General features: G+C 44.6%; 21 protein-coding genes and 1 pseudogene. 11 read left to right on the plus strand and 11 right to left on the minus strand.

Going from position 1 to position 22,462, the window contains the following annotated elements:
- The first annotated feature begins 2 nt into the window (after positions 1–2).
- The 7 genes from MA_RS01625 to MA_RS01655 all read left to right on the plus strand — a co-directional run bounded on the left by MA_RS01625 (position 3) and on the right by MA_RS01655 (position 8,111).
- Positions 3–1,043 carry a 4Fe-4S binding protein gene (locus tag MA_RS01625; RefSeq protein ID WP_011020363.1) on the plus strand — a complete coding sequence of 347 codons (1,041 nt, stop codon included), beginning with the start codon at positions 3–5 and terminating at the stop codon, positions 1,041–1,043.
- Entirely contained in the window at positions 1,044–2,798 is a 1,755-nt protein-coding gene (locus tag MA_RS01630) for a formylmethanofuran dehydrogenase subunit A (protein WP_011020364.1), read from the plus strand.
- Between the two features lie 4 nt (positions 2,799–2,802).
- Positions 2,803–3,669 (plus strand): formylmethanofuran dehydrogenase subunit C, encoded by an 867-nt coding sequence (locus MA_RS01635; protein WP_011020365.1) that lies wholly within the window; start codon positions 2,803–2,805, stop codon positions 3,667–3,669.
- A 10-nt stretch (positions 3,670–3,679) separates the two neighbouring features.
- Positions 3,680–4,069, plus strand: a complete 390-nt coding sequence (locus MA_RS01640) for a molybdopterin dinucleotide binding domain-containing protein (protein ID WP_011020366.1) — start codon at positions 3,680–3,682, stop codon at positions 4,067–4,069.
- A 2-nt stretch (positions 4,070–4,071) separates the two neighbouring features.
- Positions 4,072–5,373, plus strand: a complete 1,302-nt coding sequence (locus tag MA_RS01645; RefSeq protein ID WP_011020367.1) for a formylmethanofuran dehydrogenase subunit B — start codon at positions 4,072–4,074, stop codon at positions 5,371–5,373.
- Between the two features lie 461 nt (positions 5,374–5,834).
- Positions 5,835–6,881, plus strand: coding sequence for a hypothetical protein (locus MA_RS01650; protein ID WP_157860422.1), 1,047 nt, complete (start codon positions 5,835–5,837; stop codon positions 6,879–6,881).
- Between the two features lie 480 nt (positions 6,882–7,361).
- Entirely contained in the window at positions 7,362–8,111 is a 750-nt protein-coding gene (locus MA_RS01655) for an SIMPL domain-containing protein (RefSeq protein ID WP_048064856.1), read from the plus strand.
- Positions 8,112–8,768: 657 nt separating this feature from the next.
- Here MA_RS01655 and MA_RS01660 read toward each other — a convergent pair.
- The 3 genes from MA_RS01660 to MA_RS01670 form a co-directional block, all read right to left on the minus strand.
- Positions 8,769–8,996 carry a hypothetical protein gene (locus MA_RS01660; RefSeq protein WP_048064857.1) on the minus strand — a complete coding sequence of 76 codons (228 nt, stop codon included), beginning with the start codon at positions 8,994–8,996 and terminating at the stop codon, positions 8,769–8,771.
- A gap of 152 nt (positions 8,997–9,148) precedes the next feature.
- Positions 9,149–10,156 carry a GNAT family N-acetyltransferase gene (locus tag MA_RS01665; protein WP_011020371.1) on the minus strand — a complete coding sequence of 336 codons (1,008 nt, stop codon included), beginning with the start codon at positions 10,154–10,156 and terminating at the stop codon, positions 9,149–9,151.
- A 188-nt stretch (positions 10,157–10,344) separates the two neighbouring features.
- Positions 10,345–11,049 (minus strand): class I SAM-dependent methyltransferase, encoded by a 705-nt coding sequence (locus tag MA_RS01670; RefSeq protein WP_048066076.1) that lies wholly within the window; start codon positions 11,047–11,049, stop codon positions 10,345–10,347.
- A 650-nt stretch (positions 11,050–11,699) separates the two neighbouring features.
- On the opposite strand from MA_RS01670, the gene MA_RS01675 reads away from it, so the two are divergent.
- The 4 genes and pseudogenes from MA_RS01675 to MA_RS01700 all read left to right on the plus strand — a co-directional run bounded on the left by MA_RS01675 (position 11,700) and on the right by MA_RS01700 (position 15,626).
- A complete protein-coding gene (locus MA_RS01675; protein WP_011020373.1) occupies positions 11,700–12,710 on the plus strand; it encodes a hypothetical protein in 1,011 nt (336 codons plus the stop codon).
- 90 nt (positions 12,711–12,800) lie between these two features.
- Positions 12,801–13,415: a phosphoribosylglycinamide formyltransferase gene (gene purN / locus MA_RS01680; RefSeq protein WP_011020374.1), complete on the plus strand. Its 615-nt coding sequence runs from the start codon at positions 12,801–12,803 to the stop codon at positions 13,413–13,415.
- A 271-nt stretch (positions 13,416–13,686) separates the two neighbouring features.
- Positions 13,687–14,565: pseudogene (locus tag MA_RS24935) on the plus strand (Cof-type HAD-IIB family hydrolase).
- A 668-nt stretch (positions 14,566–15,233) separates the two neighbouring features.
- A complete protein-coding gene (locus tag MA_RS01700; RefSeq protein ID WP_011020378.1) occupies positions 15,234–15,626 on the plus strand; it encodes a GNAT family N-acetyltransferase in 393 nt (130 codons plus the stop codon).
- A gap of 52 nt (positions 15,627–15,678) precedes the next feature.
- Here the strand turns inward: MA_RS01700 and MA_RS01705 are convergent, their stop codons facing one another.
- The 8 genes from MA_RS01705 to MA_RS01740 all read right to left on the minus strand — a co-directional run bounded on the left by MA_RS01705 (position 15,679) and on the right by MA_RS01740 (position 22,339).
- On the minus strand, positions 15,679–16,605 hold the full coding sequence (locus MA_RS01705; RefSeq protein WP_011020379.1) for a Rossmann-like domain-containing protein: 927 nt from the start codon (positions 16,603–16,605) through the stop codon (positions 15,679–15,681).
- Between the two features lie 25 nt (positions 16,606–16,630).
- The gene (locus MA_RS01710) at positions 16,631–17,422 is read right to left on the minus strand and encodes a nicotinate-nucleotide pyrophosphorylase (RefSeq protein WP_048064859.1); all 792 of its coding nucleotides are present in this window, start codon (positions 17,420–17,422) and stop codon (positions 16,631–16,633) included.
- Positions 17,423–17,545: 123 nt separating this feature from the next.
- On the minus strand, positions 17,546–18,607 hold the full coding sequence (locus MA_RS01715) for an ATP-binding cassette domain-containing protein (RefSeq protein ID WP_011020381.1): 1,062 nt from the start codon (positions 18,605–18,607) through the stop codon (positions 17,546–17,548).
- Positions 18,604–19,464, minus strand: coding sequence for an ABC transporter permease (locus MA_RS01720; protein ID WP_011020382.1), 861 nt, complete (start codon positions 19,462–19,464; stop codon positions 18,604–18,606). Before MA_RS01720 ends, MA_RS01715 begins: the two co-directional genes overlap by 4 nt.
- Entirely contained in the window at positions 19,452–20,267 is an 816-nt protein-coding gene (gene modA, locus MA_RS01725) for a molybdate ABC transporter substrate-binding protein (protein WP_011020383.1), read from the minus strand. Before modA ends, MA_RS01720 begins: the two co-directional genes overlap by 13 nt.
- Positions 20,268–20,441: 174 nt before the next feature.
- Entirely contained in the window at positions 20,442–21,083 is a 642-nt protein-coding gene (locus tag MA_RS01730; protein WP_011020384.1) for an NAD(P)H-dependent oxidoreductase, read from the minus strand.
- Between the two features lie 72 nt (positions 21,084–21,155).
- Positions 21,156–21,731, minus strand: coding sequence for a flavodoxin family protein (locus MA_RS01735; protein ID WP_011020385.1), 576 nt, complete (start codon positions 21,729–21,731; stop codon positions 21,156–21,158).
- 35 nt (positions 21,732–21,766) lie between these two features.
- Positions 21,767–22,339, minus strand: coding sequence for a flavin reductase family protein (locus MA_RS01740; RefSeq protein ID WP_011020386.1), 573 nt, complete (start codon positions 22,337–22,339; stop codon positions 21,767–21,769).
- Between the last annotated feature and the right edge of the window lie 123 nt (positions 22,340–22,462).

Here is a 22,462-nt window from a genome sequence, read left to right on the forward strand (position 1 = left end):
AAATGCAAAATGATATGCGATTGTCTGTCTTTTCCGAAAAAAAGGACAAACAGCTGGTCTATAAGCCTGAAATATGCATTGGCTGCGGGACCTGCGTACAGGCATGCCCTAAAGGCACCCTGGCTGTGGGGGCCGTGGGAGTTATAGCAAGAGGGCTCCTGGATGCTGATTTCCTGGAAATGACGAAAAAAGAAGAATGCCTTGTCTGCGGAATCTGCGCAAGGGTTTGCCCCACAGGAGCCCTTGAACTGAGGCAGGAAGGAAAGCCCCTCAATGACACATCCTATATCTCAAAGGCCGTGAAGCCGACTTCAGTAAACGAAAATTGTGTCCACTGCGGGCTCTGTGAAGATATCTGCCCTCAGGGCTGTATTGAGGTAACCCGGGAGATTTCAGGGGATGGAAGCCTGAAACTGGTCGGAAAGACCAATATTGATACAGAGTGCTGTGTCCACTGTGGCTGGTGTGCTGCGGTCTGTCCCGTAAACGCTATTTCCGTGGAAAAACCCTTTGCAGGGGCCTGGACCCGGGATGAAAATGTCTGCCAGACATGCCACACCTGTATTGACGTCTGTCCTGCAAATGCCATATTCAATAAAAAGGCTAAATCCGGAGAAAGAGTCGAAAAGATCACTCATCGGCCCGATGCCTGTATTTACTGCGGAGCCTGTGCGGTTTCCTGTCCTGTAGATGCTATTGATGTCCGAAAAACTGCAATTCTGCCGGAGATGGAGAAAAAAGGTCCTCTCGAGAAAAAGCTTCTTGACGCCCCGGTCCCCGAAGCCCTACTCCGCACCCGCCTGGAAACGGATGAAGCTGCATGTCTTGGCTGTGGGAACTGTGTGATCGTCTGTCCTGTAAACGCTCTCGATAACCGTGAACTTGCTTCAGGGTACCTCAACGACATGGATGAAAAAGCTCTCCTTGAGGTCAGGAACGGGAAAGTTTCGGTTGTAAACCAGGAAGTGTGCGGAGGAGACGGGACCTGCGCCCTTATCTGCCCTGTAAATGCTATCTGGCTTGTGAAAAAAGAGGTGGAATAAATGGCAGGAACAATTGCAATCAAGAACGGATACGTCTTTGACCCCCTCAACGAAATAAACGGGGAGAAAATGGACATCTTCATCAGAGACGGAAAAGTCGTAAAAGAGCTTTCGTCCGCCGAGATGAAAGAGGCAAAGGTTATCGATGCTTCGGGCATGACCGTTATGCCGGGAGGAGTCGACTCCCATTCCCACGTTGCAGGCGCAAAAGTTAATGCCGGCAGGTCGATGCGTCCTGAAGATCACTATAAAGCAAATCTTAATAAAACTGCACTCACTCATTCAGGTTCGGGTTATACGGTCCCATCTGTCTTTAAACAGGGATATGATTACGCAGCAATGGGCTATACAACTGTTTTTGAAGCTGCGGTTCCTCCTCTTGAGGCTCGCCACACTCATGAAGAAATGCGTGCAACTCCTCTCCTTGACATGGGCGGGTACCTGGTACTCGGAAACAACTTCTTTTTGATGCGCTATATACGTAACGGGGACATGGAAAAAGCTGCTGCATATGTCGCCTGGATGATGAAGACGCACAAGACATACGGGATAAAATGTGTTAACCCTGCAGGCGTCGAAAACTGGGCCTGGGGTAAAAACGTAAGTGATCTTGACGAAGCCAACATCCACTTCGAAATTACTCCAAGAGAGGTCATTAAAGGGCTTACTGAGATCAATGAAACCCTCGGTATGCCAATGCCAGTCCACCTGCACGCAAACAACCTGGGACACCCCGGCTGCTATGCAATTACCAAAGATTCTCTTAAAATTCCTGATGGTGTAAAGACCAGGCAGAACATGGACGTGGAATGGGCAGAAACCAAAATCGACCCTTTAAGAGATCGTTCCGTATACCTTACCCACCTGATGTTTAACAGTTTTGCAGGCACAACTTGGGCAGACTGTGAATCCGGTGTTAAAGATATTGCAGATTACATCAATAATAGGGACCATGTGGTAATCGATAGTGGATGCGTACCTTTCGGAGAAGCCACAGTTATGACAGGAGACGGACCCGCCATTCACGACCTTTACACTCTTACAGGAAACAAATGGTCAAACACCGACATTGAGATGGAGTGCGGCTCAGGTGTTCTTCCCTTTAATTATCTCAAGTCCAATCCTGTGCATAGCTTGCAGTGGGCAATGGGTCTTGAATGTCTTTTACTTATCAATGACCCCTGGAAGACGATCATGACCACGGACAGCCCCAACGGTGGACCGTTTACGAAATATCCTGAGGTAATGACCTGGATAATGTCCGAGGCTTTCAGGAAGCAGACCTTCGGTGAATGCCACAAGTGGGCAAATGACAGGAGTGCACTCGGAGGCGTAAACCGTGAGCTTTCCCTCTACGACCTTGCGATCCTGACCAGGGCCAATCCTGCCAAGACAATTGGCATGGCTCACAGAAAAGGCTCTCTCGGAGAGGGCGCAGACGGAGATGTTACAGTCTACAACTTAAACCCTCAGCAGCTTGACCCGAACAACTACGAAGCCCTCCTCAGGACTTTCAGAAAGGCAGAATACACTGTAAAGGGAGGAGAAATTGTGGCGGTTAAAGGAGAGATTGTTTCCCTGCCTGAGAAGCGGACTTACTATTCCGAAGTGCACGTAGAAAATGAGCGGGAAAAGGAGATGCTGGCTGACGTGAAGGAATGGTTCAGGTACTATACCCTGGGCTTTGCCAACTACCCGACTCCAGAGAAATACCTGGCAAACCCGACTCCCATACAGGTAAACGGTGAGAGGTGAAGGCATGACAGAGGGAGTACTTATTAATAAAATGACCGAAACCGGAAAAAGTGCCGGAGAAATGGAAGAAGTAACGCTTATTCCTAATAAAGCAATTGACATTAAACTGGAAGCAGACGTGATTACTCCTGACTCCTTTGCAGGCAAAAGTGCAGAAGAAATAGGAATGCTTTCCGTCTGGCAGGGACCTACGACCTATCCTCTTTCCGATTTCTTTGAAGTGTTAGGCAATGCAGGCAGTTCTGCCGCCGAGACCCTGATCCGCATAAAAGGTGATGCAATGAGGATCAAAAGGATCGGAGAAGGCATGAGTGCAGGCAAAATTGAAATTGAGGGTTCTGCAGGTATGCATGTCGGGACCGGAATGAAAGGAGGCGAGATCGTCGTTTACGGAGATGCCGATTCCTGGGCTGGCATGGAAATGCTTGGCGGGCTCCTGCACATCAAGGGCAATGCCGGGGACCATGTGGGCTGTGCTTACAGAGGCAAGTGGCACGGCATGAAAGGCGGGTGCATAATTATCGAAGGGTCGGCCCGGCACCAGCTCGGAGGCGGCATGGACGGCGGCGAAATTCTTGTGGAAGGCAATGTTGAAGGCTTCTGCGGGATTCGCCAGAACGGCGGGCTCATTGTCGTAAAAGGCGGGGCTCTCCGCACAGTGGGAGTAGAAATGGCAGGCGGAACCATAGTTGTAGGGGGTAAAATTCAGCGCTTCTCCCCGGGTTTCGAATTTGTGTCCATGGAAAACAAAGTCACTTCGGGTGAGACTGAGATAATAGGCGAGTTCAAGAAGTTCACAGGGGACTATGCGATCAGTAAGAGGGCAAAAGGAGCTCTCTATGTGTCTGCAGACGCAAACCCGGAGCTCTGAGGTGAGAGGCATGGAAGTATTACTCATTACCGGAAGTACGATTGACGAAGGCAGGCTTGCCAAAGGCGGGGACAAGTTCACGGATGAGTACACCATGGAGTGTGCATCCTGCTGGATTTCTCCTGTGGATTTCGTGTCCCTATGTTCCCCTGAAAAAGTAAAAGTAACAAGCAGGGACGGGAAACATTCGATTGTTGTTTATGCGAAATGTACGGATTCGGTCCAGCCGGGACAGGTGTTCATGCCGAGGGCTATCTGGTCGAACGTTATCATCGATCCCGACACCCTTTCTACGGGTTCTCCCCTCTATAAGGGCGCCCCTGTAAACGTTGAGCCCTCGGGAGAAGAGGTTCTCAGCGCCGAAGATGTAGTATTGAAAATTTATATCGGAGGGCAGTGAGCATGATTTACAAAAACATAGTCTGTCCTGTATGCGGGGCAGCCTGTGATGATATTCAGGTCGAGTACGGGGACGGAAAGATTGAGGCCAGAAATGCATGTAAAATGGGGAATGCCAAGTTCAAGGAGGTCGTAAGTTCCCACAGGATCAGGCAGCCTCTTATCAAAGATGGCGGCAAACTGACCCCTGCAGCCTGGGACGAAGCTCTTGAGAGAGCTGCCGATATCCTCGTCTCGGCAAAGCGCCCCCTCCTTTTCATGGGCAGTGAGACCTCCTGCGAAGCCCATGAAATCGGGCTCAAGATCGGGGAATACCTGGGTGCACTTGTTGACTCAAACGCAACTATCTGCCACGGCCCGACCGCAATGGGAATTCAGGAGTCCGGAAAAGTCGGTGCAACCGAAGGGCAGAAGAAAAACAGAGGTGACCTCATTGTCTACTGGGGAACCAATCCTCTCGAGTCCATGCCCAGGCAGATGTCCAGGTACGGGGTTTTCCCGAGAGGTTACTGGACCAAACGCGGGCGTTTTGACCGTACGGTCATCACCGTGGACCCGAGAAGAACTCCAACTGCTGCTGCTTCCGATCTGCACGTGCAGCTCAAACCCAGCTCGGACTACGAACTGGCAAGTGCTCTCCTCACCATGCTCCACGGAAAAACTCCTCACCCTTCAGTAGAAGAGATCACAGGGGTCCCAATCCCGGTCATGGAAGAGATGCTCGATATGATGAAGAACTGCAACTTCGGGGCCATTTCCGTTGGGCTCGGGCTCTCATCTTCCATTGGAAAGCACAGGAATGCCGAAATTGCAATGAACTTGGTAAAGGAGCTGAACAACTACGCCAAGTTCACTCTCGGAGCTCTCCGTGGTCACTGCAACGTTGCAGGCTTTAACCAGGTAGCTTCCTACATGTACGGCTACCCCTTCGGGCTCGACTTCATGCGCGGACACCCCCGTTACAACCCCGGCGAATACACAACCGTGGACGTGCTGCGAGAAAAGGACGTGGATGCAGCCCTCGTTATGTGTGCCGACCTTGTCTGCCACATCCCTGCGGATTGTGCAGCCTATCTTGCCGAAATCCCAATGGTCTGCCTGGACATCGCCCCCTGCCCGAGCACAGCCGCTTCGGATGTTGTGCTTCCTGGAGTCATTGACGCCATGGAATGTGACGGGACTTTCTACAGGCTCGACGATGTCGCAGTGCACTTCGAACCCTTCACAAGCTCGCCCTTCGAGTTTACGAAGAGCAACGAAGACACCTTAAAACAGCTCTTTGAGAAGATAAAGGCAAGAAAATAATAAGCGGTTAAGTTTTTTCTTTCTACGCCAGGGAAGAAAAACGCAGTGAATAAAAGGGGGAAAATCCCCCCTCTGTTTTTTGAAAAGTGATGTGTGACATTTCATATATTCCAAATATTCTTTTTTTACAGTTTTCAGTCCTTCTGAAAGTAATTTCTCTGTCTGCAGTACTGATGCAGTTTTTCGGCATCATTGAAGTCGAAGTAAGCGGAAATAAGAATCTTTTTTAAAAATTCCTGTTTTATGCGAATATTTATAAAACTAAAGAAAATTTAAAAAGTGTTTTATGCTCTGCCTATATCTTAAATAAGGAACCTGCACAGTTGAGCTCTGAACCCGTAGCATAAAACATCAAACTATCTAAATATGCTGCTTTTCACAAATTCGTAGGCGCTTGGTTTTGAGGTCAAGTATGTAAAACTATTAGAATGAACTAAAGAGGAAGCTACGTGAAAATTAGCATGAAATCAATTGTAAGCATACTGATTCTATCAGTTTTGTTTCTTGGAATTGGATTGGCAGAACCTTCTGATTTAAGCGAAAACAACTCTACTGATTCTGAATACGTCGATGGAAGTCCTTTACTGCTGAGTTCGGATTCGGGTGTTCCTGACGAGATTAAAAAGGATCCACAGTTCATAGCTAGCAGGGGGTCATTTTCTAAAGTATCAGGCGATTACGAAACAACGGATTTCTTTTCAAATCCGGTTTGTATATGTTGGGATAATGTGACAGGAAAAGATCAATTTTTTACTGAATTTGATGATCCTGTGATAGGTTTTAGTTATGCGGGTGCGGGTTATATTATAGTGGAACTGGAGTCTGATTCTTCAGAAAAGGTAAATGAAGAAACAATCGATGAGATCTATCATGTAATAAACGACTACTGTGAACAGGAAGGTGTAAGTGAAGTACCCGTGGTCTTCATGTGGTCACACATAGAAGAAGATCTTCCATTACCTGATTATGGACCCCAGGTTTTTGAAGAAGCTAGGAAGGATCCATTGTTCGTAGCTGCTCGAGGAACAATGCCTGTAATTACAGATGCCAGTAAAAAAGTGGAATGGACAGATTCACTTGTTCAGTGTAGTCAGTCACTTGGTAACCCTCATAGTACTGATACGGGAATTCTTCCGTATTTTGTCGAATTCGGTGGTCCTGTGAACAGCTTTGGAACAAACATTAACGGATATTTAAAAGTAGGTTTCCAGGGATACAGTTCCGAAAAAGTAAATGAATCGCTAATTGATGAAATATATCAGGTAATAGACGAACAGTGTGAACAGGAAGGAATAAGTGACGTACCAGTCGTTTTTGAGTTTATAGGGCACATAAAAGAAGCTGAAGCAGAGGTTGATGAACCGGATGTGAGTGAAGTTGACGGCGCCAACTTATCAGATAATGAAGAGGAGATTGCCGGTAACGAGACTGCCAATCAAACTCCTGGCTTTACTTCTATAATGGTTATTTTAGGGCTTTTATCGGTACTGATCATCAAGCGTCCATAAGATGCACATGATCAATGGCGATTATTACATCGGTACTGCCCTTCCTACTTCTTTCAAGCAGACTTTTTTCTTTTTATTCATTTCTTCTGAACGCAGCCTTCTCCCCACAATTACTTGTGCAACTTCTTCGTTTCCCCACCTCACTGACCATAATAAGCTATTGCCAAGGGGTCAATAATTCGAGTTCAGAATTTGCAGTAATATCTTTATTGAAGAACGGGGCAGAATAGAGAGGCGCACTTGAGCTGAGCAGAACTACCTCCCTTGCTTCGCCCTCCCACAGAGATCCCTTTTTCATCTTTCACCCAATTTCCTCTTTCCATTACTTCGGTATATTTTTTTCTTCGATATCAGGCGACTGTCATAACTGCGGCCGTAGTTGAAGTTTAAGTAATTATTTAATATGTGCATGTGTATCTATTACTTGCTAGAATTGGCTGAATCACAGTTAATAAAGCATTGAACAAGGAGTATGTGAAAATGTCACAGGAAAATAAAAACGATAAATCTTATTACGTTATCATTGCGCTATCAGTTGTTCTGGTGCTGATGGCAGCAACAATATACGCCATTTCACAGAGTGGGTCCGAAAAGGGTGCGGAAAATACTATTTCCATGAGTGGATATGCTGAACAGAAAGTTGTCCCTGACACGGCAACATTGAACGTAGGTGTTGTAGTTCAGTCTGAAACTGCAAAGGAAGCATCCGATGAAAATGCAGCCCTTATGAGTGCCGTAATAGCAGAACTTAAGGCAATGGGACTTCAGGACAGGGAAATGAAGACATCCTATGTTTCCGTGTACCCTGTATACAACTACGAGAACGAACGAACAATCACAGGTTACTCTGCATCCAACAGCGTGCAGATCACAACCACAAATCTCGACAACCTGAGTGAGATCATTGACAGGTCCACAGCCGCTGGAGCTAATGAAATAGGAAGCATTTCCTTCTCGGTCTCAGATGATATGCAAAAGCAGCTTCGTGAAGACTTGATGAATGAGGCAGTAGCCGATGCATCATCAAAAGCCACTGCGCTTGCTAAGAGCCTGGGGGTTGAGATTACTGGTGTGCAGACCTCATCCATAAGTGAAAACGGCGGTTCCAGAGTCTATTACGATTACGCTATTGCAACGGAAGAAGCGGGCTCAGGGGCAGTTTCCACTCCTGTCCAGCCAGGCGAGTCTACGGTTTCAATGTCAGTACAGGTCACGTATTATATTGAATAAGAAATCCTATAATTCAAAATTGGGCTAAGCGGTTTGAAAACTGAAGCGTACAAATGATCCGAAGTTGCAGACAACGAATGCTGTTTGCAACTTCCCAGGTCAATGTGTCTTTTTTGAATATTTCAATCAAAAAATGCAAAATCACTGGATTTTGGAATGGGGTCAAAATCCCTACTTTTATATTTTTTAAGGAAATTTGGTGGTCCCTTATTAATCGGTTGACATTATCTGGATATCCGAAACCGGAATTTTTTGTTTTATTGATTCTACTCCTTGCAGGCTGAACCTGTCTCGTCTGCACCATAAAAAAGGAACGAACTAATTCATATCTTGATCCGGGGGGCCTCATTAAAATTCACAGATAAATATAAGCGCCTCCGCCAGCTTGTCTGGTGGCCCTTCACAAAAGGAAAAAAGCAGAAAAGGAAAAAAGCAGAAAGTAATCAGTTTCTCCTATCACTTTTAATTGTTAGTTGAAGGCATCAGGTCGATTTTACTTGCGGGCTTGCTTCTCTTCTTTCTTCTTTTCAGTCTTTTCGAGAAAGACCGCTCTCCTGCGTCGAGCGGGACAAGAACGACACGATACAGCGAATAACATTGTATGGGGCAGAGATATTGTAATTTAGTCTGCTTGAGCTCAGCTCACTTCTCAACTCATTAAGTAGTCTGCTTGAGCGGAGCGAAACAGACAGCGCACTGCAGAGCCGCAACTCTGCCGAAACAGACAGCGTATTGCAGAGCCGCAACTCTGCCGAAACAGACAGCGTACTGCAGAGCCGCAACTCTGCCGAAACAGACAGCGTATTGCAGAGCCGCAACTCTGCCGAAACAGACAGCGCACTGCAGAGCCGCAACTCTGCCGAAACAAACAGCTTGCTGTTGCACTTGCAGTGCAACTCCCAGAAAATCTCCGATTTTCTGTGATCCCGAAACGGCTGTTCTCGGGCAGGACAGAATTCAGGAATTTGATTCAGGCGTTGTTTTTTCAAAAATATCAACCACGTGAAGGTTGATATGGCCGGAAATTTCGTTTTTTATCAATAGTTTTCCTTATGAAGGGTTTTATACAAGGTCTTCGCGATTGAATATTTTATGTTCTCCAGGCTTACGCTGTAGTATGGAATTAGCTCAGGAGAAAAGCCCATTATAAAATCCACAAATGTGGGGACATTTGCTGCCATTACGTTCATGTATTCGAAGTTTCGGGACTTCAGGTCAAGAAATTCATTATGATACAGAAGAGCATTGGAACCCAGATGACCAAAATCCGGGTCAAGGGCTGAGGTCCAGATTACAGCACATTTTTTTCCGTAAAGATTTAAGTGAGCTGCAACAGCTTCACCCTCGGGAGTTTCTGAGACAAACATGTATCCAATGTCTTTTTCCTGAATCAAATTAAAAACTCTTTTAAAGAACTCTCCTGGCAGGGGAGGCTTTAAATTCTGTTTTTCGTAAGCCAATGAAAGCAGACGGTAATATGTTTCAGGATCATTCCATGCCCTGGTTTTAAGTCCTGCCTCAGTTGCAGTTTCAAGTTCCATCCGCCTTTCCTCTGAAAGGTTGCTGTCTATGTTTTCTTTCAGGTTCAGATAATGGGTATAACGTACAGCAGAATTCCATCCATTCCACGTAAAGGGTCTTATATCCTCAAAGCCCGGAGAGAACGTAAGATGAATGCCATCAAATCCCTGCTTGCAGAGAAATTCCCTGAGAGAATTGAGAATTTCGTGAGTTTCCTGTTCCCGTTTACTTGCTTTGGAGCTGGCACTCTCTTTTATAATAGGTCCACTGTAGCTGGTCATATTACAGGTTGAAGTTGCCACTTTCAATATTCCTTTGATATCTTTTATAAAAAGAGGACATCCTCCCACAAGCTCGCCGTTTCTGAAACAGCCGTAGATTTTTAGATCTTTTGCCAGGACATCCCTGCTAATTTCAAGCCATTCACTGGTATGAAAGAGTGTACCGGGTTGAGCTTTTTCTACAAGCAAATTCCATTCTTTGTATTCGGATGGCAATAATTCTCTAACTTCAATTCCGTCCAATTTTAAGCCCCGTGTAAATAGATAATTATTTTTACCTGTGCTGAATGACTCGGTTCCGGTATCTGGTGATAAAGTGAATGTTACTCGTCAACATAAAATAAAATAAAATAAAATAAAATAAAATAAAATGAATTTTTATATTTGTCTACCGAAAGCATGTTTGATTCGATCTCCATCTGAACAGCCATTTAACTCCGAAATATTATTGCATGATATTTGTATTCGTAATACATTGATTGTACACAAATCATTTCAAAACCATTTTTATTTGCAATTTTTTTAATTTTATTGGGATAATGGGAATACCCCAAAATGTCTCTTGGGCGTCTTTTCAAGCTTGCTGATATTGAATTTTTAACCCCGCAAACCGCTTTGGATAATATTTTCCGGCAACTTTTATCCTGTGAAAACAGCCCCATTTTCCATAAGGGGTATAAGCGAGGGTCCAACATATCAAATAATACTATTTTACCTCCTTCATTAAGATGTTTTGATGCATTGAAAATAAAATCATCAATTTTTTGATATGTCAGGTATTGAAATACTCCGGCTGCAGTTATTCGATCGAAGGAAGAGTCCAGCTTGTCCCAGACAATTTTGTCGTCAGCCAGGATTAAAGTTGTATTTTTACAATTTCTTTCCCTTATTCTTTTGCTTGCTTCCTCAAGCATGGAAGGGGAAAAGTCAACTCCTATAGTCTTTTCATATTCCTGTGCATAATAGACCAGAAGCTCTCCGGCTCCGCACCCAAAGTCAAGAAGGATTTTTCCGCCATCCAGGTGGAATAATTTTTCCTTTGCCTCCATAGCAAGAAATTCCTCAGCTGAAGATCTGTGGCCCCCGCTTCTTTTATCTGCAAAAAACTCTTCCCATACATTTTTTGGTTTCAAAATCTCTTTTTCATATCCTGCGGACCTGTTTTTTTCATATACTCCAGACACTTTATTTTCATGCCCCTCCAACATATTTTTTGATACCCCCAAATTTTGCTTTTTATACCTCTTCCTACACACTCTAAAATTGCCATATTGTCAGTTCTCTTAGTTATTCTCCCCAAAATAACTGAAAACTGTAAAAAGATAATAAAAAGTTTTATTTTATATATTAGTATAAATAAATTTCTCTAGCGGCTGAAGTTTCTTCAAATCTGTTTTTTAATATTAATTATTCCCCGGTTCTATCTTTCCTCCAGTTCATAAATATTAATTCCTTCCTAATTTATCCAAAACTTGACTCCATATGGTTTCAAAAAGTGTGTATCCTTTGAGCCATAGTTTCTCGTTTTAAGTGAATTAGTATATAATTAGATAATTTAAAAAGTATTTTATGCTCTTCCGTCCTCTCTTTTAAGGAACTCTTGCAGTTAAGATGTGAAGCCAGTAACATAAAACTCCACCCTGTCTAAACATTTCATTTTTATAAACTCTCAAAGGCTTGCTTTTGAAATTATTTTTTAAGCAATAAATTATTTTTTAAGCAATAATTGAAGCTTAAGCAATAATTGAAACTCAAACTCTAAAATAACCCCGAAGGTCTGATTAAAATGTTCAAAAGAAGGAATATTGGCAAATGGCTGGTGCTTACATTATTTATTTGTTTTTTATTATCTGGTTTTGCAAGTGCCGATGAAAACGAATTGAATGACTCCGAAGCTAATGAAATCTCTGCTTCTATACAGGAATTTGCAAATGACCCCTCTTTCATAGCCTGCAGGGGAACCATACCGGAAACAATTGATCAGGAGTGGAAAAACTCAATTGTAGATTGCTGGCTAAATCTTAACCGAGTAGGGCCTTCATATTCCGAATTTGACAGCTCTATTTCGGGTGTTGCTTCCAATAGTGAAATAATAATAATTGAACTGGGTTCTGCCTACAAAGAAGAGGTAGACGACTCGCGAATTGACGAAATGTATCAGAAAATCGAGGATTACTGCGAAGAGCAGGAGGGAATAAGTGAGATTCCTGTGGTTTTTATGTGGGCATGGGATGAGGAGGATCTCGCGTTACCTGACTATGGGCCCCAGATTTTTGAAGAAGCTAAGAAGAATCCATTGTTTGTGGCTGCTCGAGGAACAATGCCTGTAATTAAAGATGCGAGTGAAAAAGTGGAATGGACAGATTCACTTGTTCAGTGTAGTCGGTCACTTGCCAGTCCTTCTAAAACTGATGAAGGAGTTATGCCGTATTTTGTCGAATTCGGGGGTCCTGTGAGTAGTTTTGGAACCGACATTAATGGATATTTGGCAGTAGGTTTCGAGGGATACAGTTCAGAAAAAGTAAATGAATCAGTAATTGATGAAATATATCAGGTAATAGATGAACAGTGTGAGAAGAAAGACATAAGTGATGTACCGGTCGTTTTTGAGTATATAGGATACATAACAGAAGCTGAGGCAGAGGTTGATGAACCGGATGTGAATGAAAGCAATGATACTAACTTATCAGGTAATGAAGAAGAGATCACTGGCAATGGGACAAACAATCAAACACCTGGCTTTACTTCAATAATGCTAGTCCTGAGCTTATTGTTCTTGGTTAAAACAAGAAAATAGAACTCGCATCTTAAGCAGGTTCCTCAATAAGACTTTTTTAAGGGGTACTGTCCGTGTGCTGATTAAAGCTTACAGCCGGAGTTCTAAATTATGAAATGTGAAGATACAAAGAAATTACATATCGCAATATTTGCTTCTCACACCGGAACCAATATGCAGGCGATTATTGATGCTTGCAGAAGGGGGGATTTGAACGGGGAAGTATGTGCTGTCATAAGCAACAACTCAAATTCGCAGGCATTGGAGAAGGCAAGGATAGCAGGAGTTCCTGAATATCATCTAAGTAATAAAACATATCCGGAAGAAGACGAATTGGATGAAGCAATATGTAAAGTACTAACTGAAAGTGGTGCAGACATAGTTGCTCTTGCCGGGTACATGAAAAAGTTAGGACCTGAGGTTTTGAAACATTACAAGGGCCGTATACTCAATATTCATCCTTCACTCTTACCCAAATACGGTGGCAAAGGAATGTATGGAACCCATGTGCACAGAGCGGTTATTGATGCCGGAGAGAAAACGACAGGAGTTACAATTCACCTGGTCGAAGAGGAATATGATACCGGGAAGATAATTCGGCAATGTGAAATTGAGGTCCTGGATGGTGATACGATAGATACCCTGTCAAAAAGGGTACTTGAAAGAGAACATGCTTTCTATGTGGAGACCTTGAAACTGATAAGTGAAGGTGTAATCAAACTGTAATGATAGAAATGGCAACGTGTAATGATGGAAATGACAATGACAGGTGATTCATTCATCCATTGTATCAGTGTAGCCTGGCAGCCGAGGAGCATTACGTCTTCATGCAGTGGGTGCGGATAAGCGGGTTCAACCGAGGCTGGATATAGGAAGAGCTGAAGAGGTTATGCAGTACGAAATGTGACGCACGGAATAAGACGTCTATTGAGGATGAGTAAGAAAGTATTGATCAAGAAAGTATAATACTTATCCTGTTATGGAAAGGAATGGTCGAATGCCTGAAATATATATCTCTGATTTGGATGGAACTTTGCTTCAGAATAATGCTACATTATCAGATTTTGCTGTAGAGAATTTGACGAGATTATTAAATGAGGATTTAAATTTTACAATTGCCACCGCAAGAAGTGTAGTCTCTGTTCAACAAATATTAAAGTATTTACCTTTGAAGCTGCCTGTCATAGAGTTTAATGGGGCATTTATCAGTGATTTTGAGACAGGCAGACATTTAATTATTAATGATATTTCAGGAGATATCAAGGAAGAGATATTCGAACATATTTTACAATCTAATCTTACTCCCTTCATATCCAGCTTTAATGGTACTGAAGACTGCTTATATTATGAACAGGTTGAAAATGAAGGTATGGAATGGTATGTAAACAGCAGGATAAGGGCAAACGATAAGCGACTAAGGAAAGCGGTTCTGTGAGAAACACTTGATGAGAATGTTGTATGCTTCACTGTTGTGGATAAGCTAGATAATCTGCTTGAGCTAACAAATCTGCTACAGGAAAAATATACAAAACAGATTGAAGTCCACATTATGGAAAACCAATATTCTCCGGGGTGGTATTGGCTCACCGTACACGATTATAAGGCGACAAAAGCCCAGGCTATCAGTATTCTTCTAAAGCAATATGGATTGAGATCAAAAGACTTAACCGTATTTGGAGATAACGTAAACGATATAAAAATGTTCAGATTAGCCAGGCATAAAATAGCCGTCAGTAATGCAAAACCAGAGTTAAAGAAATATGCAACCCTAATTATTGGAACAAATGAAGAGGATAGCGTTGTAAAGTACATTATGGGAAAATGTGAACTACCCGCTAAATCTAAAGATTTAACGGGCTTCCTGAATCATAGATAACCTTTTGGCATCTCAAACAGGCTTTAATTCCGGTAGTCCCTACCGTACTGAGTTCTATCCATTCGTCCGCTCCGGCTTTACATGAAAACGAGTGCACGATAAATCCTCCAGCTCAGGAGCGGGAGGGTCCGGTTCGCCCAAAACTGAGAAAAAAGCTTTCTAAGGCCTGGATATCGCCTTGGGGATGGAGGATTAGGGAGCACAATGCTTTCATCCCACCTGCAAGCCTAAGGCTGGCGAGGAAGGGGACTTCCCGCCTTAGAATTAAATAGAATGGTTAAGCCGGTATTTTTATGATTACTGCAGGACAAAGCAATACTGATAACATATATATCCGAGAAGCCTCTTCCGAAAGTGATTTAGAAGAAAGCTTACGGACTATAAAGGCTTCTTTCATAACTGTAGCAAAGGATTTTAACCTTATGGAAGAGGATAACCCTTCAAACCCTGCCTTTACCCCACTTTCCGCAGTAAATTTTCGCATATTCACATTTTTTCCTGCTATCGATTTTCAATAAAACGTGGATTTATTGGACTTTTATGCAGGAGGTAAAGCAGCTATATGGTGTATCATAGAGACAAAAAAACGATATCATTCAATTTTCACCAAGTTCCATTAAAAGTCCAAATTAATTTGATTTGTTTCAAAAACGCTATCAGGGAAAATATTGATTTTTGAAAAAATACTGCGGAATGTGGGCTTTACCAATATTAATAAGCTTAAAGAAATGAAAGTAAATGGCGCAAAGATGTACGGTTTATACTTGGGAATTAAACAGGAGGGTTTTGTAGCAATTGAGAAAGCAAATGATGAGATTTTTAATATGGAGAGATTAGCAGTTCATCCGGATTCAAGACACAGAGGTTATGGGGGATACCTGATAGACTTTGTAGTTGAATATGCTAAACAAAACGGGGGGAAGAAAGTCTCAATTGGAATCATAAATGAGAATGAAAGACTAAAGAACTGGTACAGGAAATATGGGTTTGAGGAAACGGGATCAAAAAAGTTTGAACATATGTCTTTTACTGTTTGTTTCATGGAGAAGGTTCTTCTATAAATGCACATGATCGATGAATATTACTACACCGGCTCTGATTTTCTCGCTTCGCTCAAGCGGACTTATTCTTTTTTTGTTCTCTTTTCCTGAATGCAACTTTCTCCCCACAGTACTGGTGCAGCTTCTTAGTGCCTCCCGCCTCACTGACCACTGTAAGCATTGCCCGGGGGTCAATAATTCGGGTCCCCATCACTGCTGTAATTCCCCTCTCGAAGAAAGGTTCCGGGTAGAGAGGAGCACTCGGGCCAAGCAGGACAACTTCTCTTGCTGTACCGCGGAAGGAAAGGAGTTCGTCAAAGGTCCTGTTGGCAAGGGTACTTGCACTGAGGATGATTACATCCGATGCGGGGAGGATTTCTCTGGCTTTTCCCGAAGGGAGAGTCCTGGTTTTAGGGGATTCGATTTCACGCTTTTCGAGGACTGTGAGTTTCTCGGTTATTTTCAGGATTTTTGGGACAAGAGGGCCGAAGTAGCCGATCATTGCAACCCTATCCCCGGGCTTTATAAGGTCCAGGATGTCCGAGTAGGAGCGCTGGAAGTGTTCGGGTTCCAGGTCCCGCAGCATGTGAGAAAGCGCATTTGCGGTTGCAATCCCGACTGCTGCTTCAAGGGGTTTTTCCGACAGGGCAAGTTCGAGCACCTTATCCGCAGTTTTCCCTTTCAGGGTTTCCGTAAAACCCAGGGCAGGGCAGCAGGAAAACTCGTAGAGGGGGGTGCAGGCAACTCCTCCGTAGTTTTCGGAGATCAGGACGCCCGTATAGGCAAGCCCTATCCTGACATCCTTTACTTCGATTTCTTCAAGGGCAGGTCCCAGGTCGTTTTTAAGTGCAGATACAAGGGCGGGGAGGATTCCGGTTTTTTCCCCTATTCCTTCCTCTGCCCTTTCCCTTCTTTTAATTCCTGTCATTCTTCTCTCCTTTTTTCCTTTTTCTTCTTTTTCCGGGAGCTTTACCCTTCCGAGATATTCTGTTTCCGGCATGCTGCTACCTGCTTATTCTTTTTTCTTATATTCTGTTGATCTTCGTTGTAAAGTCAAGGGGTTTTGCGTAATATGGAGCGCTTATGACGATAATATCGACGAAGGGAGCATATTCGGGAATCTTTTTTGCTTCGATTCCTCCAACTGCAAGTTCGAGTTTGGGATTGAGCTTCTTTAGTTTGGGCCCGAGTTCCTGCAGTTCTTCCGGGGATAGGTGGTCAAGGAGCATTATATCTGCCATTTCGGCATATTTGAATGCTTCTTCTCTTGATCTGGGTTCGATTTCTATCTTCTTTACAGCTCTGAGTTTTCCCAGTTCTCCGACAACTCCCAGATGATTCTGGCTGAACTGGATGGAGTCGCTGAGGGAGTTGCGGTGGATGTCTCCTCCGCCTGCCCGGACGGCTTTCATCTCAAATATCCGGAACCCTGGATGGGTCTTTCGGCTTGTTGCAATAATAAGGTCCGGGTTTACCTTTCGGCCTGCACTTACCATGGAAGCTGTTTTTGTGGCAATCGCGCACGTGATGGTAAGGAAGGTCTGGGAGACTCTCCATAACCTGAACAGGAGTTTGAGGTCTCCTTCGGCTTCGAAAATTGCATTTCCTGGCTTGAAAGTCTCCCCGTCTCCCAGGTAATTCAGGGTTTTCAGGCCTTTTCTTTCATAATACTCCGCCAGTTCTCCGGCGCAGGCACAGGTCCCGTTTTCTCTTGAAATAATTCTCATTTTTCCCTGGCCTTCAAGTCTGAGCAGTTCTGCGCTTTCATCCTGATAGGGACAATCCTCGTAAAAATAAAGGTCAAAAAGATCTATCATGCTTTGCCTCAACAATTTTTATTTTATGTTTTTCTTTACTTTACCAATCCGTGTTAACTTTATTTCCGGTTCTGTTAACCTTTTCCTGATTTATGTTCATTTAATTCTTTATCTGCGTTCATCTTATCTTATTATCCTGGCATTCGAAGCTTTGAACACAGCATACATTTCCCTGCCCGGTTCGATCCCGAGCATTTCACACGAGGTCGGCGTAACCACGGCTTTAATTTCTGAATTCCCCATCTTTACCTCGACCACGACAAGGTGTTCCTTTTTGAAAATTCCCGAAACTCTTCCTTTCAAGGTGTTCCGGGCCGAACTTTCCACAGTCCCTCCGGCAAGGATGATTTCTTCCGGGCGGATGGAGACCGTGACATTTTCTCCGGGTTCGGCGGGGTCTGCGGAATAGATTTCCATACCTTCGGCGTCAATCACTGTGAGTTTTCCTTCGAGAGCCTTTACCGTTCCTTTCAGCACGTTGGTGCCCAGAAACTCGGCCACGAAATCCGGAGAAGGCCTCCTAAAGACGGACTCAGGGTCTCCTACCTGCATAACTTCTCCTTTCCTTATGACCACTACCCGGTTTGCCAGGGCCCAGACGTCTTCGAAATCATGGGTCACGTGCAGGACAGTGGTGCTGTAGTCAGCAATTGCCTTTTTCAGCATCTCCCTGAGCTTTTCCCTTGTCCTTGCGTCAAGGGCACTGAAGGGCTCGTCCAGAAGGAGCAGCTTTGGCCTGGCAACAAGGCTTCTTGCAAGGGATGCCCTTTGCTTTTCTCCTCCGCTCAGGGTGTCCGGTTTCCTGTGCAGGAGTTCTCTTATCCCGAGGACTCCGGCAATCTGAGTTACCTCGAGTTCGATCTGTTTTTTGTCCTTTAGCTTTTTCCTGAGGGCGTATGCGATATTTTCAAAAATATCCATGTGGGGGAAAAGCATGTTGTCCTGGTACACTATGCTGATCTGTCTTTTGTCGGGGGAAAAGAAGGTTATGTCCCTGCCTTCAAGGAAAACACTCCCTTGCCTGGGCCCGTAAAACCCTATTATGGTTTCAAGCAGGAGAGACTTCCCACTGCCTGAGGGCCCGATCAGGGCTACATAGTCACCTTTTTCGGCTCTCAGGTCTATGCCTTTAAGTTCGAAGCTCCCCACATCAAGGTAGATGTCCCTGACTTCCAGGAAACTCACAGCCTCCCTCCTTCAAACCTTTCAAAGCTGAGGATTGCAAGAAAAGCAATTCCCATAAGCAAAATCCCGCTTGTCACTGCCATTTCCAGGTTTCCGTAGGAGATGTTCAGGTAGAGGGTCACGGGCAGGACTTCGGTGTGCATGTAAGAGCCCCCTGCAAGCACGAGCACGGCCCCGAAAGCCCCTATGCAACGGGCAAAAGTAATTACGCTCGAAGCAAAGAGCCCGCTTCTGGCCATGGGCAGGGTTACATGCCTGAAAGTCTCGAACTCTCCGTACCCGAAACTCCTTGAGACCTGCTCGTATCGCGGGTTTATGTCTTCAAAGGTGGAGTAGATAACTCTTACAGCATAAGGAAAGGCGACAAAAAACTGGGCGACCACTATCCCGAGCTTTGTGAAGGTCACCTTTATCCCTGCTGCCTCAAGGTAAGGACCTAGAAACCCGTGTCCGAAAAGGAGCAGAAGAGCAAGGCCCATGACCAGTTCCGGAAAAGCCATCGGGAGTCCCAGTATTGCCTTTATGAGGCTTTTTCCCGGAAATGAAAAGCGGGAAAGGGCATAGGCTGTCGGGATCGAACAGCACATGACCGAAAAGGTCGAAGCAAATGAGGTCAGCATGGAAAGCTTCATGGAATAGAACATTTCTTCCGAAAGCAGGGCCGAGAGGATTTCTGAGGGTGTGAGGACGAAGAGCAGGATCCCTACGGATAAAAAAAGAAGCAAAGTGAAGAAGAAGGCAATGCCTATGGTGAGTTTCCTGAACCAGGATTGGTTCAGGCCCTGGGGTTTTAAGGTGTCTGAAAATTTCAAAATATCCAGAGACTTTAAGACGTCCGGGGATTTTAAGACTCGCATGGCTCAAAGCCCCATTTTTCCCAGACCTCTTTTGCTTCTTCGCCTGCAATGTAAGTGTTGAATGCTTCTGCCAGTTCAGTGTCTTCGGTATAAACTGAAACCGCTGTGGGGATGGTCTTTATTTTATTCTGTTCTTCGGGGATAGGGATTGTTTCGAGTTTTCCGCTGGCTTCACTCCAGCTTGCCATATCCTCCCAGATGATTGTCGCGTCCGCTTCTCCAGATACAATGTAGATGAGAAGCTGGTTTACGGTCGCAGTTTTGACAATTGTGTTATTCTCAACTTCAGGAAGGATGCCTTCCTTTGTACAGATTGCTTCCGAGACTCTGCCTATAGCAGGGCCTTTAGGGTCTCCAAGAGCCAGTTTTACTCCGGGGTTTGCCAGGTCATCGAGCTTGCTTATGTTTGCCGGGTTTCCCTCGGGAACTGCAATTATCGGGACGTGCAGGGTCAGGTTGGTTACGCTTTCGTTGTAAACATAATTCTTTTCCATAGCCTGTCCGGTATAGTAGAAATCCCCGGGAATAAAAACATCACATTCCTTTGAGGTCAGGATCCCGAAGAGTTCGGCACTTCCTCCGTATCGAACCTCAATATCCGCTCCGGTCTCGTTCTCAAAATTTGCAACCAATTCGTTCATGGGCTTTATCAACCCTGCGCCGGAACAAACCGTGATCTGCTGCCCGGAAAACTCTTTTTCCTGGGTTTCCGAGACCGTAGATGTTCCTTTCTCAGTACAGCCTGAACCGGCCAGGGAGATTGCAAGTACCATGATTATTAAGAGTGCGCAGACTTTTTTCATTCAAAAACCTCTTCTGATGAAAGTTCAATGTTATGTCTGAACTCGCATAACGGTTAATAAATCTTTTTATAAAAACCCAACATATAAATATAATTAAAAAGTAGTTTATACTTGAGATTGTCTACCATTACTGGTATTTCAAAAAAAGTAAAAAAAAGGCGTTTTCTTCCCTATTTATAGTTCGGAAATTCTCTTCCTATATTTCTCGAGTTCTTCGGCCCCTCTTTCCTTTGTAAGGCTGCTCACCTCATAGATAATATGGGACGGCAGTACCTTCATCCCCATATACTCAAAAACACAGTGGGTAACCGATTCAAGGTGCCTGTTCAGGTCTCCATGCTCCCCTCCTTCGGAATACCATTCCTCCGAAGCCCCTGTGGTGGTGGTGATCATTGTAGTTTTTCCTTTCAGGAGTCCGGTCTCGTAGGCGCTGTTTGTGAGAGGATTGAAGCCAAAGCCCGGAGCAAGAACTCTGTCTATCCAGCCTTTGAGGATCGCAGGCATGGACGTGAAGTAAATCGGGAACTGAAATATCAGGAAGTCGGCCCATTTTACTTTTTCCATCTCAGCCAGTATGTCGGGAGCAAAAGCTCCTGTTTTGGATGCTTGAATCGCCTCTAGGAAAGGCTTGAAAACATCCGGCTTTTTCCGATCCGTGAAGTCCTTCTCAGTAAGCACGGGATTGAAGTTCATTGCATAGAGGTCCGAAAGTTCTACTTCGTGGCCCTTTTCTTTCAGAGCAGCAAGGGCTGTGTCTTTCAGAGCAGCGTTAAAGGATTTCGGTTCCTGGTGTGCGTAAATGTACAAAACTTTCATTTTATTCCCCCTTTTTCTAGCTATGGAATTCGTTTCCCGGAATAAAAAAGTAAGGCTCCCTCTTTCGTAGAGTTATGCATTTATTTTCTTCAGTAACCACGCCATGTTCTGGCCCAGCACCTGCATGGTCCGGATGCCTTCCTCATCTTTTTCGACTTCCCCTTCAGCAAGTCCTATTCCAATGTTCCAGTAACTTGCCCCCGGGATTACCATCTGGGAAATCGTGAAGAAATGGTTGATAGAATCGAAGACATGAACTGCCCCGGCTCTCCTGACCGCAACAACGGCTGCACCCACTTTGTACCTGAACATTTCGTTATTAGCTTTGGCGACAAAGCCTGCCCTGTCTATAAGTGCTTTAAGCTCAGGGGTCAGGTCTGAGAAATATGTGGGCGAAGCAAGGATTATGCCGTCGGCTTCAAGCATTTTTTCAATACATTCATTGACAATGTCTTTGTCAATTACACATCTTTTGTCTTTGTTCTCATAGCATTTTGCACAGGCTGTACAGCCGTGGACGCTTTTTCCCCCAATCTGCACCATTTCGGTTTCGATTCCTTCCTTTTCAAGCTCGGCAAGGATGTGTTTTATGAGAGTGACTGTATTGCCTTCCTTTCGCGGGCTCCCGTTAAATGCAATGACTTTCATTATTTGTTTCTCCTGATTACTCATTCTTTTTCAGTTCATCTTTTCTCCATCAGGCTTTTCCCCGTTTTCAAGGCTGCTCCCGCATAGTCCCCTACTGTCCAGTAGCTGTTATCCGGCATGGTAAGGAGCAGGGGGTCCATCTTTTTGATGTCGGGCTTTCCCTGTATCAGGTACTGCTCTTCGGAATAAGCTGCAATAATTTCCCCCACAAAAAAGTAGTTTGTCGGAAACTCCAAAGTTTCAACCACCCGGCACTCAAGGTTCAGCGTACACTCTTTGATCATGGGCGCGGTTTTGAGCTCCCCGTAGAACACTTCAAACAGGCCTGACTTGTCGACCTTTTCCCCGGAAACCAGCCCGCAGTAGTCGGTCTTTTTCACCATTCCGGAATAAGGGAAATTCACGCTGAAACTTCCGTTTTCCGCGATCCCTTCCGGAGTGTAATGGGATTTATTGACTCCGACTCCAAGCATGGGCGGGTTTGCATTCACACGGCTTACCCAACCCAGGGCCATGAGATTGGCTTTTCCTTTCACATTTGCCCCGAGAAGGGTCACAGGCATCGGATAAATAAATACGTTGTTATTGATCTTGATTTTCTCTGCCATGTTTCCTTTCCCCCAGCCTATTTATGCATTCATATCTTATATCGAGTTCGAAGATATCGAGTTCGAAGGGCATCGGGTTTAATGGTTCTCGGATTTGATTGCGCCTCTTCAAAAAATGCATGG

This window comes from Methanosarcina acetivorans C2A (assembly GCF_000007345.1).
Classification (GTDB): domain Archaea; phylum Halobacteriota; class Methanosarcinia; order Methanosarcinales; family Methanosarcinaceae; genus Methanosarcina; species Methanosarcina acetivorans.

Bases quoted from the DNA above. Each gene is read 5' to 3' on its own strand.
- MA_RS01630 (WP_011020364.1), top strand. From the start codon at position 1,044: ATGGCAGGAACAATTGCAATCAAGAACGGATACGTCTTTGACCCCCTC.
- MA_RS01635 (WP_011020365.1), top strand. From the start codon at position 2,803: ATGACAGAGGGAGTACTTATTAATAAAATGACCGAAACCGGAAAAAGT.
- MA_RS01645 (WP_011020367.1), top strand. From the start codon at position 4,072: ATGATTTACAAAAACATAGTCTGTCCTGTATGCGGGGCAGCCTGTGAT.
- MA_RS01740 (WP_011020386.1), bottom strand. From the start codon at position 22,339: ATGGCAGAGAAAATCAAGATCAATAACAACGTATTTATTTATCCGATG.
- MA_RS01710 (WP_048064859.1), bottom strand. From the start codon at position 17,422: ATGATAGATCTTTTTGACCTTTATTTTTACGAGGATTGTCCCTATCAG.
- modA (WP_011020383.1), bottom strand. From the start codon at position 20,267: ATGAAAAAAGTCTGCGCACTCTTAATAATCATGGTACTTGCAATCTCC.
- MA_RS01735 (WP_011020385.1), bottom strand. From the start codon at position 21,731: ATGAAAGTCATTGCATTTAACGGGAGCCCGCGAAAGGAAGGCAATACA.
- MA_RS01625 (WP_011020363.1), top strand. From the start codon at position 3: ATGCAAAATGATATGCGATTGTCTGTCTTTTCCGAAAAAAAGGACAAA.
- MA_RS01650 (WP_157860422.1), top strand. From the start codon at position 5,835: ATGAAATCAATTGTAAGCATACTGATTCTATCAGTTTTGTTTCTTGGA.
- MA_RS01655 (WP_048064856.1), top strand. From the start codon at position 7,362: ATGTCACAGGAAAATAAAAACGATAAATCTTATTACGTTATCATTGCG.
- MA_RS01705 (WP_011020379.1), bottom strand. From the start codon at position 16,605: ATGCCGGAAACAGAATATCTCGGAAGGGTAAAGCTCCCGGAAAAAGAA.
- purN (WP_011020374.1), top strand. From the start codon at position 12,801: ATGAAATGTGAAGATACAAAGAAATTACATATCGCAATATTTGCTTCT.
- MA_RS01640 (WP_011020366.1), top strand. From the start codon at position 3,680: ATGGAAGTATTACTCATTACCGGAAGTACGATTGACGAAGGCAGGCTT.
- MA_RS01730 (WP_011020384.1), bottom strand. From the start codon at position 21,083: ATGAAAGTTTTGTACATTTACGCACACCAGGAACCGAAATCCTTTAAC.
- MA_RS01720 (WP_011020382.1), bottom strand. From the start codon at position 19,464: ATGCGAGTCTTAAAATCCCCGGACGTCTTAAAGTCTCTGGATATTTTG.
- MA_RS01675 (WP_011020373.1), top strand. From the start codon at position 11,700: ATGTTCAAAAGAAGGAATATTGGCAAATGGCTGGTGCTTACATTATTT.